This window comes from Streptomyces sp. NPDC007875, from assembly GCF_042868035.1.
Taxonomy (GTDB): Bacteria; Actinomycetota; Actinomycetes; order Streptomycetales; family Streptomycetaceae; genus Streptomyces; species Streptomyces antimycoticus.
On record NZ_JBIADZ010000001.1, the window covers coordinates 43,811 to 57,908 of the forward strand.

General features: G+C 71.8%; 12 protein-coding genes and 1 riboswitch. Of the genes, 4 read left to right on the forward strand and 8 right to left on the reverse strand.

Annotated features, from left to right (window positions below; translation table 11 throughout):
- Positions 1-44 precede the first annotated feature (44 nt).
- From ACFYOY_RS00165 to ACFYOY_RS00180, 4 genes are all read left to right on the forward strand, one after another.
- Positions 45-1,721, forward strand: a complete 1,677-nt coding sequence (locus ACFYOY_RS00165) for a thiamine pyrophosphate-binding protein (RefSeq protein ID WP_388583808.1) — start codon at positions 45-47, stop codon at positions 1,719-1,721.
- Between the two features lie 169 nt (positions 1,722-1,890).
- Positions 1,891-2,616 carry an ATP-binding cassette domain-containing protein gene (locus ACFYOY_RS00170; RefSeq protein WP_351880872.1) on the forward strand — a complete coding sequence of 242 codons (726 nt, stop codon included), beginning with the start codon at positions 1,891-1,893 and terminating at the stop codon, positions 2,614-2,616.
- Entirely contained in the window at positions 2,598-3,851 is a 1,254-nt protein-coding gene (locus ACFYOY_RS00175; RefSeq protein ID WP_351880869.1) for a hypothetical protein, read from the forward strand. Before ACFYOY_RS00170 ends, ACFYOY_RS00175 begins: the two co-directional genes overlap by 19 nt.
- A gap of 105 nt (positions 3,852-3,956) precedes the next feature.
- On the forward strand, positions 3,957-5,054 hold the full coding sequence (locus tag ACFYOY_RS00180) for an LOG family protein (RefSeq protein ID WP_388583811.1): 1,098 nt from the start codon (positions 3,957-3,959) through the stop codon (positions 5,052-5,054).
- 148 nt (positions 5,055-5,202) lie between these two features.
- Here ACFYOY_RS00180 and ACFYOY_RS00185 read toward each other — a convergent pair whose 3' ends face one another.
- The 8 genes from ACFYOY_RS00185 to tsf form a co-directional block, all read right to left on the reverse strand.
- The gene (locus tag ACFYOY_RS00185) at positions 5,203-6,240 is read right to left on the reverse strand and encodes an ABC transporter ATP-binding protein (protein ID WP_388583814.1); all 1,038 of its coding nucleotides are present in this window, start codon (positions 6,238-6,240) and stop codon (positions 5,203-5,205) included.
- 1 nt (position 6,241) lies between these two features.
- Positions 6,242-7,855: an iron ABC transporter permease gene (locus ACFYOY_RS00190; RefSeq protein WP_351881034.1), complete on the reverse strand. Its 1,614-nt coding sequence runs from the start codon at positions 7,853-7,855 to the stop codon at positions 6,242-6,244.
- 95 nt (positions 7,856-7,950) lie between these two features.
- A complete protein-coding gene (locus ACFYOY_RS00195) occupies positions 7,951-9,024 on the reverse strand; it encodes a thiamine ABC transporter substrate-binding protein (protein ID WP_351880860.1) in 1,074 nt (357 codons plus the stop codon).
- Positions 9,020-9,124, reverse strand: a riboswitch (TPP riboswitch). It overlaps the preceding gene by 5 nt.
- Positions 9,125-9,197: 73 nt before the next feature.
- Positions 9,198-10,304 carry a 23S rRNA (adenine(2503)-C(2))-methyltransferase RlmN gene (rlmN, locus tag ACFYOY_RS00200; RefSeq protein WP_093464980.1) on the reverse strand — a complete coding sequence of 369 codons (1,107 nt, stop codon included), beginning with the start codon at positions 10,302-10,304 and terminating at the stop codon, positions 9,198-9,200.
- A 72-nt stretch (positions 10,305-10,376) separates the two neighbouring features.
- Entirely contained in the window at positions 10,377-11,558 is a 1,182-nt protein-coding gene (locus ACFYOY_RS00205) for a phosphatidate cytidylyltransferase (protein ID WP_351880821.1), read from the reverse strand.
- On the reverse strand, positions 11,558-12,115 hold the full coding sequence (gene frr, locus ACFYOY_RS00210) for a ribosome recycling factor (RefSeq protein ID WP_044569540.1): 558 nt from the start codon (positions 12,113-12,115) through the stop codon (positions 11,558-11,560). The genes ACFYOY_RS00205 and frr overlap by 1 nt, the downstream gene beginning before the upstream one ends.
- A gap of 104 nt (positions 12,116-12,219) precedes the next feature.
- Positions 12,220-13,002 carry a UMP kinase gene (gene pyrH, locus ACFYOY_RS00215; protein ID WP_014055206.1) on the reverse strand — a complete coding sequence of 261 codons (783 nt, stop codon included), beginning with the start codon at positions 13,000-13,002 and terminating at the stop codon, positions 12,220-12,222.
- A gap of 155 nt (positions 13,003-13,157) precedes the next feature.
- Entirely contained in the window at positions 13,158-13,994 is an 837-nt protein-coding gene (gene tsf / locus ACFYOY_RS00220; protein ID WP_351880817.1) for a translation elongation factor Ts, read from the reverse strand.
- Positions 13,995-14,098: the final 104 nt, after the last annotated feature.

The following is a 14,098-nucleotide window of genomic DNA, read 5'->3' on the forward strand; positions in this document are numbered from 1 at the left end:
CCTCATCCGCGCCTCCATACGCCCCGTCAGAAAGGCACCAACCCATGCCCACCGCACAGCGCGCGCGTCACGGCGGCGATCTCGTCGTGGAGTCCCTCACCGCGCTCGGGGCGAGCACCGTGTTCGGGCTTCCCGGACAGCACGCTCTCGGGGCGTTCGACGCGCTCCGGCGGTCCGGGCTCACCTATGTGGGGCTGCGGGTGGAGAACAACGCCGGGTTCGCCGCCGACGCCTTCGCGCGTGTCACCGGTACGGTGGCGCCGCTGCTGGTGTCCACCGGGCCGGGGGCGCTGATGACGCTCGCCGCGCTGCAGGAGTCGGCGGCGGCTTCCGCGCCCGTCCTGGCCATCGGCAGCCAGGTGCCGACCGCGGGGCTCGGCGGCGGGCGCAAGGGCTATCTCCATGAACTCGTCGACCAGAAGGCGTCGTTCCGCGACATCGTCAAGTCCGTCCACACGGTCCGTACCGCCTCCCAGATCCCCTCCGCAGTCGCCGCCGCCTGGGCGTCCGCGCTGGAGGCCCCCGCCGGGCCGGTGTGGCTGGAGATCCCGCAGGACGTGCTGCTCGCACCGGTCTCCGTGCCGCCGGTGACCTCCCTGCGCGCCGAGCCCCGGCCGCTGCCGCCCCGGCCCGAGCTGACGGCGGAGGCCGCGAGGCTGCTGGACGCCGCCGAGCGTCCGGTGATCCTGGCCGGGGGCGGAGTGGTGCGCGCCGGGGCGCGGCAGGAGCTGCGGGCGCTGGCCGAGGCGCTGGACGCGCCCGTGGCGACGACCTTCGGGGGCAAGGGCGCGTTCCCCTGGGATCATCCGCTCTCGCTCCAGTCCTGGCTGGAGGACGCGCACACCACCGAGTTCCTGGAGGACGCCGACGTCCTGCTGGTCGTCGGCTCCGGACTGGGCGAACTCTCCTCCAACTACCACACGTTCCGCCCGCGCGGCCGCCTGGTCCAGGTCGAGGCCGACCTCGGCAAGCTGGAGTCCAACCACCCGGCGCTCGGCATCCACGCCGACGCCCGGGAGGCGCTGGCCGCCCTCGCCGAGGCCGTCACGCCCCGCCCGCCGGGCACGGCGGCCAAGGCCGCGGCCGGGCTGCTCACCCGGGTGCGGGAGCGGATCGATGCGCAGGGTCTGGAGCTGGAGCAGCGGGTGCTGGGCGCGGTGCGGGACGCGCTGCCCGATGACTCCCCCAGCTTCTGGGACATGACGATCCTCTCCTACTGGGCCTGGTCGGCCTTCGATCCCCGTGCGGGTGCCCTGCACTCGGCGCAGGGCGCGGGCGGCCTCGGCTACGGCTTCCCGGCCGCCCTCGGCGCCGCCGCCACGGATCCCGGACGGCCGGTGCTGGCCGTGTCGGGCGACGGCGGGGCGATGTACTCGATCGCCGAACTCGCCACCGCCCACCAGTACCGGCTGCCGGTCACCTGGCTGATCGTGGACGACGGCGGCTACGGCATCCTGCGCGAGTACATGACGGACACGTTCGGCGAGGCGACCGCCACCGAGCTGTCCCGCCCGGACTTCGTCACGCTGGCCGAGTCCTTCGGCGTCCCGGCGGTCCGTACCACACCCGAGCGGCTGCGCACGGACCTCGCCGGCGCCCTCGCGGCCCCCGGGCCGTCGGTCGTGGTGCTGCCCGCGCTGCTGCGGATGTTCGCGCCCACCCACCTCGACCGGCTCGCCCACGACGGCCCCGATGACAGCCCCGGACCCGGTCAGCGCTGATCGGAGCCCGACCCCGATCAGGGCTGATCGGAGGAAATGGGGGCCACCCGCGCCGAGCCTGGGCGCGGGCCCCCACCCGAGTCCTTACCGTGCCAGTGACCCATTGGCTTCGCGCTCGTTCACCCAACCGGGGGAATGAGACGATCGCAGGTAAGGCGAGGTGCTCGGGATGGTGGCTCCGCCGGACGACGACATGCTCGCGGCACGCACCGTGTCGTATGCCTACGGCGGCTCACCCGCCCTCCTCGGTGTCTCCCTCGGCGCCCGAGAGGGCGAGATCCTCGCCGTCACCGGTCCGCGGGGCTGCGGCAAGACCACCCTCCTCACCTGCCTGGCGGGCCAACTCGTCCCGGATGGCGGGGAGGTGTGGTTCAAGGGCGTCCCCGTGCACAGCCTCCCCCCACTCGGTCTCGAACGGCTGCGGCGCGACCACTTCGGCTGGATCGGCACCGAGCCCCATCTCATCCCCGAGCTCACCGCCTGGGAGAACGCCGCGCTCGCCCTGATGCTGCGCGGCACCGGGCGGCGCGCCGCGAAGAGCGCCGCGTGCGAGTGGCTGGACCGGCTCGACGTCGGCGAATGCGCCCGGGCACGGCCCGCCGCGCTGCTGCAGTCGCAGCGCCAGCGGGTCGCCATCGCCCGTGCCCTGGCCGCCGGGCCCAGCGTGCTCTTCGCCGACGAGCCCACCGCCCCGCTGCACCAGGCCGACCGGGCCCAGGTGCTGCGCACCCTCACCTCGGCGGCCCGCTCCCACGGCATCACCGTCCTCCTCGCGACTCATGACCAGGAGGTGGCCACCCTCGCCGATCGCACCGTCGCCCTGCTCGACGGGCGCCGGGTGGGCTCGGACCCCTCCGAGACGGAAGGCAGGGCCGCGTGCTCAGCCTCCGTCTGACCCGCGGTGCCCGCCCATCGGTGCTGCTGCGGCGGTCGCTGGTCACCGTCGCGGCGGCGGGCGCGAGCTTTCTGCTGCTGAGCGCCCTCGGGTTCGCCTCGGGCCATCCGGCCGACTCGCAGGGCGCGGTGGGGCGGCTGCTGTGGTGCCTCGTGCCACTGGCCGCGACTGTCCATCTGGCCATCGCCGTGGGCCGCGCCGACCCCAGCACAGGGCCGGGCCCCGGATTCGCCGCGGCCGGGCTCGGGCCGGCCCGTGCGGCACTGCTCGCGGCGGTCTCGATGGCGGCCGCCTGTGCGCTCGGCGGTGTGCTGGCACTGCTGGTTTTCCTGTATCTGCGTGGTGACCTCGGATCCTGGCTGGACTGGGCCGGAAGCGGGGCGGTCGGCCGCCAGCTCGGCAGCGGTCGGCCGCTGCCCCTGGCCGGCACCGTGACGCTGCTCGCCGTCGTCCCCGTGCTGGTGGGCGCGGCGTGTGCGGCCGGGCTGTGGCCCCGGCAGCCGCGGACCGGGCACCAGCCGCCCCGCGAACCACGGAGCGCCCGCCGCCCGGCGGTCCCGGCCCCGCCCACCGTCGTGACGGGGCCGATCGCGCCCTGGCCCCACCGGGCCACCTCCGCACTTCCGTGGGGCATCGCCCTGACCGCGGCCGGACTCGCCCTGCAGGCATACGCGAGCGGCGACGCGCCCCCGCACCCAGACGCCCTGCTCGCCGTGGAGGGCCGGCTCGGCGGCAACCCGCCCGGTGTGGTGGGCGGTTGGGCGCTGGCGGCGCTCGGGCTGGTGCTGGCCGGGCCCGGCCTCACCCATCTGTGCGGCAGGCTGCTGGCTGTCGGGCGACCTGGTGTGCTGCGGCTGCTGGCCGGGCGCATGCTCCAGCAGGAGGCCGGTCTGATCGGACGTCCGGTCGGCGCGCTGTGCGCCCTGGCCTCCGCCGGATACACCGTCCTGGAGCTGTACGGAAGGGCCTCGGGGCCGTCCGGCACCCATGCATTCGGCCCGCTCACCGGTCTGGGCGCGGCGCTGGTCACGCTGTGCGCCGCGGCCACCACCCTGACCGCGGTCGTGGAGGCGAGGAGCGCGCGCGAGCGCACGACGGCCGCGCTGCTCCGCCTCGGCGCCCCGGCCCGGCTGCTCCGCGGGGCGGCCGCGCTGCGTGCGACGGCCCTGCTGGCGCTGCTGGTGCCGCTGGTGTGGGTGGTGGCGCATCTCACGGCGATGCCGTTCCGCCGCTGAAAGTCTCGGGTGTTGGTGTCCATGCCTGGATTGTGCGACCGAGCGGCCCGGTCACGATTACCTCAATCCACAGACCCCCGCCTCCGGTGTGATTAGCATGTCGGCGTGCAGGAACCAGACCGGGAAATAGAGTCCATCGAGGAGTTCGACCAGGTCGTCGCCCGCGGCACCCTGGCCGGGTTCCGGGTCCAGTCCGTGGACCTGACGAGCCGTACGGCCGCCCTCCTCTCCACCGACACCAGCGAGGCGGTCTTCCTCGGCTGCCCGATGGAGTCCGAGGCGGCCGCGAAGGTCCGGGCGGGGAGTGCGCTGGTGTTCCCTCCGGTGCCGGATCTGCCGTTCGACCCGTACCGCGGCACCCTCTACTCGCCCGCGCAGCTCTTCGAGGGCCTCACGGAGCACGGTTACGCGCGGACGCCGGACGCGCTCGCCTACGCCTGGTTCCAGCGGACCAAGACGGACGGCGACATCTTCGCCTCGATGCTGCGCTCCATCCACGACGACGCGATCTCCGACGCGCTCGACGAATTCCTCGTCGGGACGCGGGTGGTGGGCGTCATGGGCGGCCATGCGCTGGAGCGCGGCTCCGACGGGTTCGCGGGCGCCGCACGCCTCGGACGGGCCCTGGCGCGGACCGGTCTCACGGTCGCGACGGGCGGCGGGCCGGGCGCGATGGAGGCCGCGAACCTGGGCGCCTACGCGGCCCCGCACGAGGACGCGATGCTGGACGAGGCGCTCGAACTGCTCGGCAAGACGCCCTCGTTCCGGCCGTCCATCGGGGCGTGGGCCGAGGCCGCCTTCGCGGTGCGCGAACGCTGGCCGGACGGCGGGGCGTCGGTCGGCATCCCCACCTGGTTCTACGGACACGAGCCGCCGAGCGCGTTCGCCTCGCACATCGCCAAGTACTTCGCCAACGCCACCCGGGAGGACGGGCTGTTGGCGCGCTCGACCGCGGGCGTGGTCTTCCTGCCGGGCGCTGCCGGGACCGTCCAGGAGATCTTCGACAACGCGACGCCGAACTACTACGAGTCGCGCGGTGAGCCCACCCCGATGGTGCTGGTGGACCGGGACCACTGGACACGGCGGCTGCCGACCTGGCCACTGCTCGAAGCGCTCGCGGAGGGGCGGTCCATGAAGGCCCGTATCGCACTGGTGGACTCGGTGGACGAGGCACCCGAGGCACTGCTGTCGCTGCTGGGCTGACCCGACGTCAAGAAGGCCCCGGCACGCACGGGTCCTCGTGCCAGGGGCCCGGCGCGCCGGAGGCCCCCCGCGTTGGTCCGCACTTCGGCGCGCCGCAGTCCAGGCGTCAGCCCATGACGCAAGGGGCCCGGCGCCAGGAACCCAGGCGTCAGGACGCGACGTCCAACAGCACCACATCGGCCGCGTCGAAGGCCACCCCCACCCGGGCCCCCGCCTCCGGGGCGTCCCGCAGAGCGCAGGACGCCTCCAGAGGAGGCGCGGCCGGGTCCGGCAGCCGCAAAATGAGCGCCACATGGTCGCCGCGGAAGGTGTGCGTCTCCACGGTGCACGCCAGCCCCTCCTCGGGGTCCGTCAGCCGCACCCCGGCCGGGCGGACCAGCAGCCTGGTGGGGCCCGGCCGGGAGCCGGGCGGAACGGGCAGCTTGCCCCAGCGGGTGTCGGCGACCCCGCCTTCCACGATCCCGTCGACCACATTGTCGAAGCCGAGGAAGCGGGCGACGAACTCGGTGGCGGGCCGCTGCCACACCTCCAGCGGGGTGCCGGTCTGGGCGATCCGGCCGTTGTCCATCACCACCACCCGGTCCGCGAGCGCGAACGCCTCCCCCTGGTCGTGGGTGACCGCGAGGACGGTGGTCCCCAACCGCGCGAAGAGCTCGCGGAGCTCCACCACCAGTCGCTCCCGCAGCCCCCGGTCGAGCTGGCCCAGCGGCTCGTCCAGCATCAGCAGCTTGGGCCGCGGGGCCAGCGCGCGGGCGAGCGCCACCCGCTGCTGCTCGCCGCCGGAGAGGGAGTCGACGGAGCGGCGCTGGGCGCCCGGCAGCCCCACCAGCTCCAGCAGTTCGGCGACCCGGCGATCCGCCTCCGCGCGCCCCACCTTGCGCATCCGCAGCCCGAAGGCGACGTTGCCGCCCACGTCCCGCTGCGGGAACAGCTGGTGGTCCTGGAACATCAGCCCCACCCCGCGCCGGTGTGTGGGCACCCCGTTCTGGTCCTGTCCGGCGAGCCACACGCGGCCGGCGTCGGCGGGCTGCAGCCCGGCCACCACGCGCAGCATCGTGGACTTGCCGCTTCCGCTCGGGCCCAGCACACAGACCGTCTCGTGCTCGGCGACCTCCAGAGCCACGGCGTCCAGCGCGTCGCGCCGGCCGAACCTTACGGTCACCTCGTCCAGTCGCAGCAGCGTCATATCAGAACTCTCCGGAACGGTCGGTGCGGATGCGCTCGAGCGCCAGCAGCGATCCGGCGCAGACCAGCATCAGGATCGTGCTCAGGGCCATCGCCTGCCCGTAGGTGAGCTGTCCGGCCCGGCCCAGGAAGCGGGCGATGGCCACCGGGAGGGTCGGCTGATCGGGGCGCGCGATGAAGACGGTCGCCCCGAACTCGCCCAGGGAGACGGCGAACGCGAAGCCCGCCGCGACCGCGACGGCCCGTCCCACCAGCGGCAGGTCCACTTCCCGCCAGACCCGCCACGGGGACGCCCCGAGCACGGCCGCCGCCTCCCGGAGCCGGTGGTCCACCGCCCGCAGCACGGGCAGCATGGTCCGTACGACGAAGGGCACGCCCACCAGGGCCTGGGCGAGCGGCACCAGGACCCAGGAGGCACGCAGATCCAGCGGGGGCTCGTCGAGGGCGATCAGGAACCCGAATCCCACGGTGACGGCCGAGGTACCCAGGGGCAGCATCAGCAGCGCGTCGAAGCCCCGTACCAGCCTGCCCGCCTTACGGGTGAGCGCGGCGGCGGCGAGGCCGCCCACGGCGAGCGCGAAGACGGTGGCGACCGCCGCGTACCGCAGGGAGTTCCCGATGGCCTCCATGGGGGCCACGAAGAAGGTGCCTCCGCTGTCGGCGGACGACTTGAGCGCCTCGTAGTAGGTGAAGCCGTAGCCGTCCGGTCCGTTCAGCGAGCGTTCCACCAGCACCGCGAGCGGTGTCACGATCAGCAGCGCGACCACCGCCAGCACGCCCCACAGCAGCGCCCACTGGGCCGGGCCGTTCGGCCGGCGCGCCGTGCGGCCGGGATCGACGAGCCGCAGGGCGCTCTCCCGGCGCCTTACGGTCCACGCGTGCAGGGCCAACACGGCCGCGACCGCGGCGAACTGGACGAGGGTGAGCACCGCGGCCGTGGGCAGGTCGAGCAGCTGCGCGGTCTGCCGGTAGATCGCCACCTCCAGGGTGGCGTAACGGGGGCCGCCGAGGATCTGGATCACGCCGAAGGAGGTGAAGGTGAACAGGAACACCATCAGCGCGGCGGCGGCCACGGCGGGCGCCAGCGCGGGCAGCGTCACCCGGCGCCAGGCCGACAGCCGGCTCGCGCCGAGCACCCGCGCGGCCTCCTCCTGGCGCGGGTCGAGCTGGGCCCACAGCCCGCCGACGGTCCTGACGACGACCGCGTAGTTGAAGAAGACATGGGCCAGGAGGATCGCCCAGACGGAGGTGTCGAGCCGCACCCCCCACAGCTCGTCCAGCAGCCCGCCCCGGCCGAGCAGGGCCAGGAAGGCCGATCCGGCGACGACGGTCGGCAGGACGAACGGCACGGTCACCAGGGCCCGCAGCAGCCCCTTGCCGGGGAAGTCGAAGCGGGCGAAGACATAGGCGCCGGGCAGCGCGACCGCGAGCGTGAGGGTGGTCGACGCGACCGCCTGCCAGCAGGTGAACCACAGGACGTCCAGCGTCGCCGGGTCGGTCACCACCTCGGCGATCCGGCCGAACCGCCACTGCCCGCCGACGCGCAGCCCCCGGGTGACGATGGCCGCTACGGGATAGGCGAAGAAGACCGCGAAGAAGGCGAGCGGCACCGCCATCAGGGCGAGCCGGAGGGCGAGCGCGCGACGGCCGCCGCCGTCTGCCCTGTCGGCCTTACGGTGGCCGTCGGCCGTCTTACGGTTCTCGCGGGGCTCTACAGGACCAGCGAGGACCATGTCTTGACCCACGGCTCACGGTTCTTGGCGATCTTCTGCGGTGCCAGGGTGGCCGAGTCGGCGATCCTGGCCCCGTACCGGGTGAACAGCTCCGGCAACTTGGCGTCCTCGCGCGCCGGGTTGACGTACATGTTCAGCGGGACGTCCTCCTGGAACCGCTTGCTCAGCAGGAAGTCCAGTAGCGCCTTGCCGCCCTTGGTGTTGCCCGCGCCGTTCAGCAGCCCGGCGAACTCCACCTGCCGGAAGCAGGTGCCCGTCGCCACCCCGGTGGGGGCCTTGGCGGGCTTGGCCTTGGCGTCGGCCACCTCGGCGGGCGGGCTCGAGGCGTAGGAGACGACGAGCGGCCGGTCGCCCTTGCCGCCGCCGGCCGAGCCGGAGAACCGGTCGTAATACGCCTGCTCCCAGCCGTCGACAACCTCGACGCCGTTGGCCCGCAGCTTCTTCCAGTAGCCCTTCCAGCCGTCGTCGCCGTACTTGGCGGCCGTGGCGAGGAGGAAGCCGAGACCGGGGGACGAGGTGGCCGCGTTCTCTGTGACGAGGAGGTTCTTGTAGGCGGGCTTGGTCAGATCCTCCAGCGTCCGAGGCGGCGCCAGCTTCTTGTCGGCGAAGTACTTACGGTCATAATTGACGCAGATGTCGCCGAAGTCGACGGGGGTGACGCGGTGCTCGGCCCGGTCGAGCTGAAGGGCCGCCGGGACCTTGTCCAGGCCCTTCGCCGTGTAAGGGGTGAACAGGTCGTTGTCGAGCGCCCGGGACAGCAGGGTGTTGTCGACGCCGAAGAACACATCGCCCTGGGGATGGCCCTTGGACAGGATCGCCTGGTTGACGGCGGCTCCCGCGTCGCCCCCGGCCTGCACCCGCACCTTGTAGCCGGTCTCCTTGGTGAACTCCTTGAGGACCGCCTTGGATGCCGCGAACGAGTCGTGCGTGACCAGGGTGACCGTCTTGGAGTCCGCGCCGCTCTTGGACTCCTCGCCGCAGCCGACGAGCGCGCCCAAGGCCAGTGAGCCGAGGAGGGCGGCTGAGATGGCACGCCGAAGCTGGCTGTTCATGATGATGCTGACTCCCTACGCCGGTATGACCCGGATCAGGTCCGAGGGTCTGCGGCCGTGCCGCACTCTCAGCGCTCTGAGCGCTCCCCTGTCGGAATGTTCATTTGTGCGGATGTTCACTTTTACGACGATCACATGATGCAACGATGCTCAGGCACCGTATCAGCCGGTCGTCAGCGCTCCGAAGCCGCCAGCTGCCCGCAGGCCCCGTCGATCTCCTGGCCACGGGTGTCCCGGACGGTCACCGGCACCCCGTGGGCCTCCAGGGCTGCCACGAACGCCTTCTCGTCCTCGGGCCGGGACGCCGTCCACTTGGAGCCGGGCGTCGGGTTCAGCGGAATGAGGTTCACATGCACCCGGCGGCCCTTGAGCAGCCGGCCGAGCAGATCGGCGCGCCACGCCTGGTCGTTGATGTCCTTGATCAGCGCGTACTCGATGGAGACCCGGCGGCCGGACTTCTCCGCGTACTCCCACGCGGCGTCCAGGACTTCGCGCACCTTCCAGCGGGTGTTGACCGGCACGAGGGTGTCGCGCAGCTCGTCGTCGGGCGCGTGCAGCGACACCGCGAGCCGGCACTTGAACCCCTCGTCGGCGAAGCGCAGCATCGCCGGCACGAGGCCGACGGTCGAGACGGTGATCCCGCGCTGCGAAAGGCCGAGGCCGTCGGGCTCGGGGTCGGTGAGCCGGCGGATGGCGCCGACGACGCGGTTGTAGTTGGCCAGCGGCTCGCCCATGCCCATGAAGACGATGTTGGACAGCCGGGCCGGCCCACCGGGGATCTCACCGTCGCGGAGGGCCCGCATCCCGTCGACGATCTGGTGCACGATCTCGGCGGTGGACAGATTGCGGTCCAGGCCCGCCTGGCCGGTGGCGCAGAACGGGCAGTTCATCCCGCAGCCCGCCTGTGAGCTGATGCACATGGTCACCCGGTCCGGGTAGCGCATCAGAACGGACTCCACGAGCGTGCCGTCGAAGAGCCGCCACAAGGTCTTGCGCGTGGTGTCGTCGTCGCAGCTGATGTGGCGCACCACGCTCATCAGCTCCGGCAGCAGCCCGGCGGCCAGCTTCTCGCGCGCGGCGGCCGGTATGTCGCTCCACTGTGCGGGGTCGTCGACGTAGCGCGCGAAGTAGTGACGCGACACCTGACTGGCCCGGAAGGGCTTCTCCCCGAGGGCGGCGACGGCCTCCCGGCGCTCGGCGGGTGTGAGGTCGGCAAGATGCCGCGGGGGCTTCTTGGCCCCACGCGGCGCGACGAAGGTGAGTTCTCCGGGCTTAGGCATGGTTCACCCAGTGTCGCAGACGTACGAAGGGCCCCGCGCCATGTGTGGCGCGGGGCCTGTGGGCCGGCGTCGTCAGCCGCCGCCCACGAAGATCACCAGCAGCAGCCACACCACCGGCGCGGTGGGCAGCAGCGAGTCGAGCCGGTCCATGATCCCGCCATGGCCGGGCAGCAGCTTGCCCATGTCCTTGATGCCGAGGTCCCGCTTGATCATGGACTCGCCGAGGTCGCCCAGGGTCGCGCTGACCGCGACGGCGAGGCCGAGCAGCAGGCCCTGCCACCAAACGCCGTCGTCGATGAGGTACTGCATGCACAGCGCGCCCGCGACCATCGCGAAGGTCACCGCGCCCAGCAGCCCCTCGCGGGTCTTGCCGGGGCTGATCCGCGGCGCCAGCGGATGCTTGCCGAAGCGCCAGCCCACCGCGTACGCCCCCGTGTCGCTGACCACGGTCAGCAGCAGGAAGGTGAGGACCCGCCACGGGCCGTCCTCGGTGTCGAGCATGAGTGCCACGAAGGTGGCCAGGAACGGCACGTAGAAGGCGGCGAAGACGCCCGCGGTGACATCCCTGAGATAGTTGTCGGGCGGCTCGGTCATCCGCCAGACCAGCACCGCGAGCGCCGTGAGCGCCACCGCCACCACCGCGCCCTGGGCACCGCGCACATAGCCGGCGACGATCATTGCGACCCCGCCGACGGCGAGCGGCACCAGGGGGACCCGGATGTCCTTGCGCTCGGTCAGCCGCGAGGTCAGCTCCCAGAGCCCGACCACCACCGCGACCGCTACCACGCCGACGAACACGGGCTTGTAGATGAAGAGCGAGGCCACGATGATCACGCCGAGGCCGATGCCCACCCCTATCGCGGCGCGCAGATTGCGGCCCGCGCTCTTCTTCCCCTGCCCGGCACCGGCGCCGCGCGCGCCGCCGTCCGCGGAGGCCGGGTCGGGCGCGGGGTCGGGGGGCGTCGGCGGGCGTCCAGCGGGCTGCCGGGGTCCGGGCTGCGGCTCCCGCTCGTCGCGGAAGAGGGGGCCGCTCAGCCGAGCGGCCCCCCGGTCACGGTCGGCGGCCTCGCCGGAGTCGCCGCCGCCTGCGTGGGGCACGGTGGGCATGGGGCGAGTCTGCGCCGCTTCACCCACCTCATGCGCGGGACCCGCCGAAGAAGGCGCCGCCACCCAGCCGTAGCCGGGGGAGGTACCCTGACCGCCCGGTCCCCGGAATCCGGCGCTTGGTGGGGCCCCCCAGGAAGAGTCGTTCATCAGACCTCGAGCAGCTCGGCTTCCTTGTGCTTGAGCAGCTCATCCACCTGCGCGACATACTTCGCCGTGGTGTCGTCGAGCTCCTTCTCGGCGCGGCGCCCCTCGTCCTCGCCGACCTCGCCGTCCTTGATCAGCTTGTCGATGGACTCCTTGGCCTTGCGCCGGACGCTGCGGATCGAGATCTTCGCGTCCTCGCCCTTGCCCTTGGCGACCTTGATGAACTCCTTACGGCGCTGCTCGGTGAGCTCGGGGAACACCACCCGGATGATGTTGCCGTCATTGCTCGGGTTGACGCCCAGATCAGAGTCCCGGATCGCCTGCTCGATGTTGCGGAGCGCGGTCTTGTCGAACGGCGTGACCACGGCCATGCGCGGCTCCGGCACCGAGAACGACGCCAGCTGATTGATCGGCGTCAGCGCACCGTAGTAGTCCGCCACGATCTTGTTGAACATCGCCGGGTGCGCACGCCCGGTGCGGATCGCGGCGAAGTCCTCCTTGGCGACCACAACGGCTTTCTCCATCTTCTCCTCGGCCTCGAGGAGGGTCTCTTCGATCACCACTTGCTCCTGGTGTTATCAGTAAGCAGAGCCTCGCCCCTGCGTGCGTCTTCTCCTGCACGGTGTCCGACCGGCAGGCCGTTGTCCATCCCCCGTTCGAGCCGTCAGGCCCGGGAGCCCTGGTCGCTCACCAGCGTGCCGATCTTCTCACCCTTCACCGCGCGCGCGATATTTCCTTCGGCCAGGAGCTCGAAGACGAGGATGGGCAGCTTGTTGTCCCGGCAGAGGGTGATCGCGGTGGCGTCGGCGACCTTCAGGTCCCTGGTGATCACCTCGCCGTACTCCAGGGCGTCGAACTTCACCGCATCGGGGTTGCGGGCGGGGTCGGAGTCATAGACCCCGTCCACGCCGTTCTTTCCCATGAGCAGGGCCTGCGCGTCGATCTCCAGCGCCCGCTGGGCCGCGGTGGTGTCCGTGGAGAAGTACGGCATGCCCATACCCGCGCCGAAGATGACCACGCGCCCCTTCTCCAGGTGGCGCACCGCACGCAGCGGAATGTACGGCTCCGCGACCTGGCCCATGGTGATGGCGGTCTGGACGCGGGAGTCGATGCCCTCCTTTTCCAGGAAGTCCTGGAGGGCGAGACAGTTCATGACGGTTCCGAGCATGCCCATGTAGTCCGAACGGGCCCGGTCCATACCGCGCTGCTGCAGCTCCGCACCGCGGAAGAAGTTGCCGCCACCGATCACGATGGCGATCTCGGCGCCGTCCCTGACCACGGCGGCGACCTCGCGGGCGATGGCGTGCACGACATCGGGGTCGACACCGAGTCCCCCGCCTCCGGCGAACGCCTCGCCGGACAGCTTCAGCATGAAGCGACCATGCTTGGCCGCGCCGTGCGCGTTCTTGTCATCGGCGGCCTGTTTGGCGTCCGCGCCGTGATTCATTGGAGATCTCCTCGTGCACATACGAAGAAGGCCACTGCCGGACGGGTCCTGTTACGACCTCTGCGGCAATGGCCTCCTCGTCACATCTGCGGCCGACCGGTTGACGGTTGGCTGACTACGACCCTATCGGGGTCGACGGTCATTCGCTGCTCGGCTCAGACGCCGACGCGGAAACGGGCGAAGCGCTTGAGCGAGACACCGGCCTCGTCCAGGACCTTCTGGACGGACTTCTTGTTGTCCTTGGCGAACGGCTGGTCCACCAGGACGTTCTCCTTGAAGAAGCCGGTGACGCGACCCTCGACGATCTTCGGCAGGGCGCCCTCGGGCTTGCCCTCCTCGCGGGCCGTGGCCTCGGCGACCCGGCGCTCGTTCTCGACCGTCTCGGCCGAGATCTCGTCGCGGGTGAGGAACTTCGGGGCGAAGGCGGCGATGTGCTGCGCAACGTCCTTGGCGACCGTGGCGTCTTCCTTGTCCAGCTCGACCAGGACGCCGACCTGCGGCGGCAGGTCCGGGCTGGTGCGGTGCATGTACGCCGCGACGTAACCGCCGGAGAACTGCGCGAAGCGGTCCAGGACGATCTTCTCGCCGAGGGTCGCGTTGGCCTCGTCGACGAACGCCTGAACGGTCTTGCCCGCCTCGATCTCGGAGGAGAGCAGGGCCTCCAGGTCGGCCGGGGAGGTCTTGGCGACGTGGGCGGCGATGGCGTCCGCGACGGCCACGAACTTGTCGCCCTTGGCGACGAAGTCGGTCTCGCACTTCAGCTCGACCAGCACGCCGGAGGTCTTGTCGTCCGCGATGAGGGAGACGACAGCGCCGTTCTCGGCGTTGCGGCTCTCACGCTTGGCCACGCCCTTCTGGCCCTTGACGCGCAGGATCTCGACGGCCTTGTCGACGTTGCCCTCGGCCTCGTCCAGCGCCTTCTTGCAGTCCATCATGCCGGCGCCGGTCAGCTCACGGAGCTTCTTGACGTCAGCGGCGGTGAAGTTCGCCATGATCTGTGAATCTCTTCTCGAAAGTCGAAAGCTCTACGGGTGAACGGCGGGGGCGGCGCCATCGGCACCGTCCCCCGCCGTCATACACCGTCTGAGTGACGTCT

Coding starts and splice junctions, on each gene's coding strand:
- ACFYOY_RS00165 (WP_388583808.1), top strand. CDS start 45: ATGCCCACCGCACAGCGCGCGCGTCACGGCGGCGATCTCGTCGTGGAG.
- ACFYOY_RS00170 (WP_351880872.1), top strand. CDS start 1,891: ATGGTGGCTCCGCCGGACGACGACATGCTCGCGGCACGCACCGTGTCG.
- ACFYOY_RS00185 (WP_388583814.1), bottom strand. CDS start 6,240: ATGACGCTGCTGCGACTGGACGAGGTGACCGTAAGGTTCGGCCGGCGC.
- ACFYOY_RS00190 (WP_351881034.1), bottom strand. CDS start 7,855: ATGGCGGTGCCGCTCGCCTTCTTCGCGGTCTTCTTCGCCTATCCCGTA.
- ACFYOY_RS00195 (WP_351880860.1), bottom strand. CDS start 9,024: ATGAACAGCCAGCTTCGGCGTGCCATCTCAGCCGCCCTCCTCGGCTCA.
- rlmN (WP_093464980.1), bottom strand. CDS start 10,304: ATGCCTAAGCCCGGAGAACTCACCTTCGTCGCGCCGCGTGGGGCCAAG.
- ACFYOY_RS00205 (WP_351880821.1), bottom strand. CDS start 11,558: ATGAACGACTCTTCCTGGGGGGCCCCACCAAGCGCCGGATTCCGGGGA.
- pyrH (WP_014055206.1), bottom strand. CDS start 13,002: ATGAATCACGGCGCGGACGCCAAACAGGCCGCCGATGACAAGAACGCG.
- tsf (WP_351880817.1), bottom strand. CDS start 13,994: ATGGCGAACTTCACCGCCGCTGACGTCAAGAAGCTCCGTGAGCTGACC.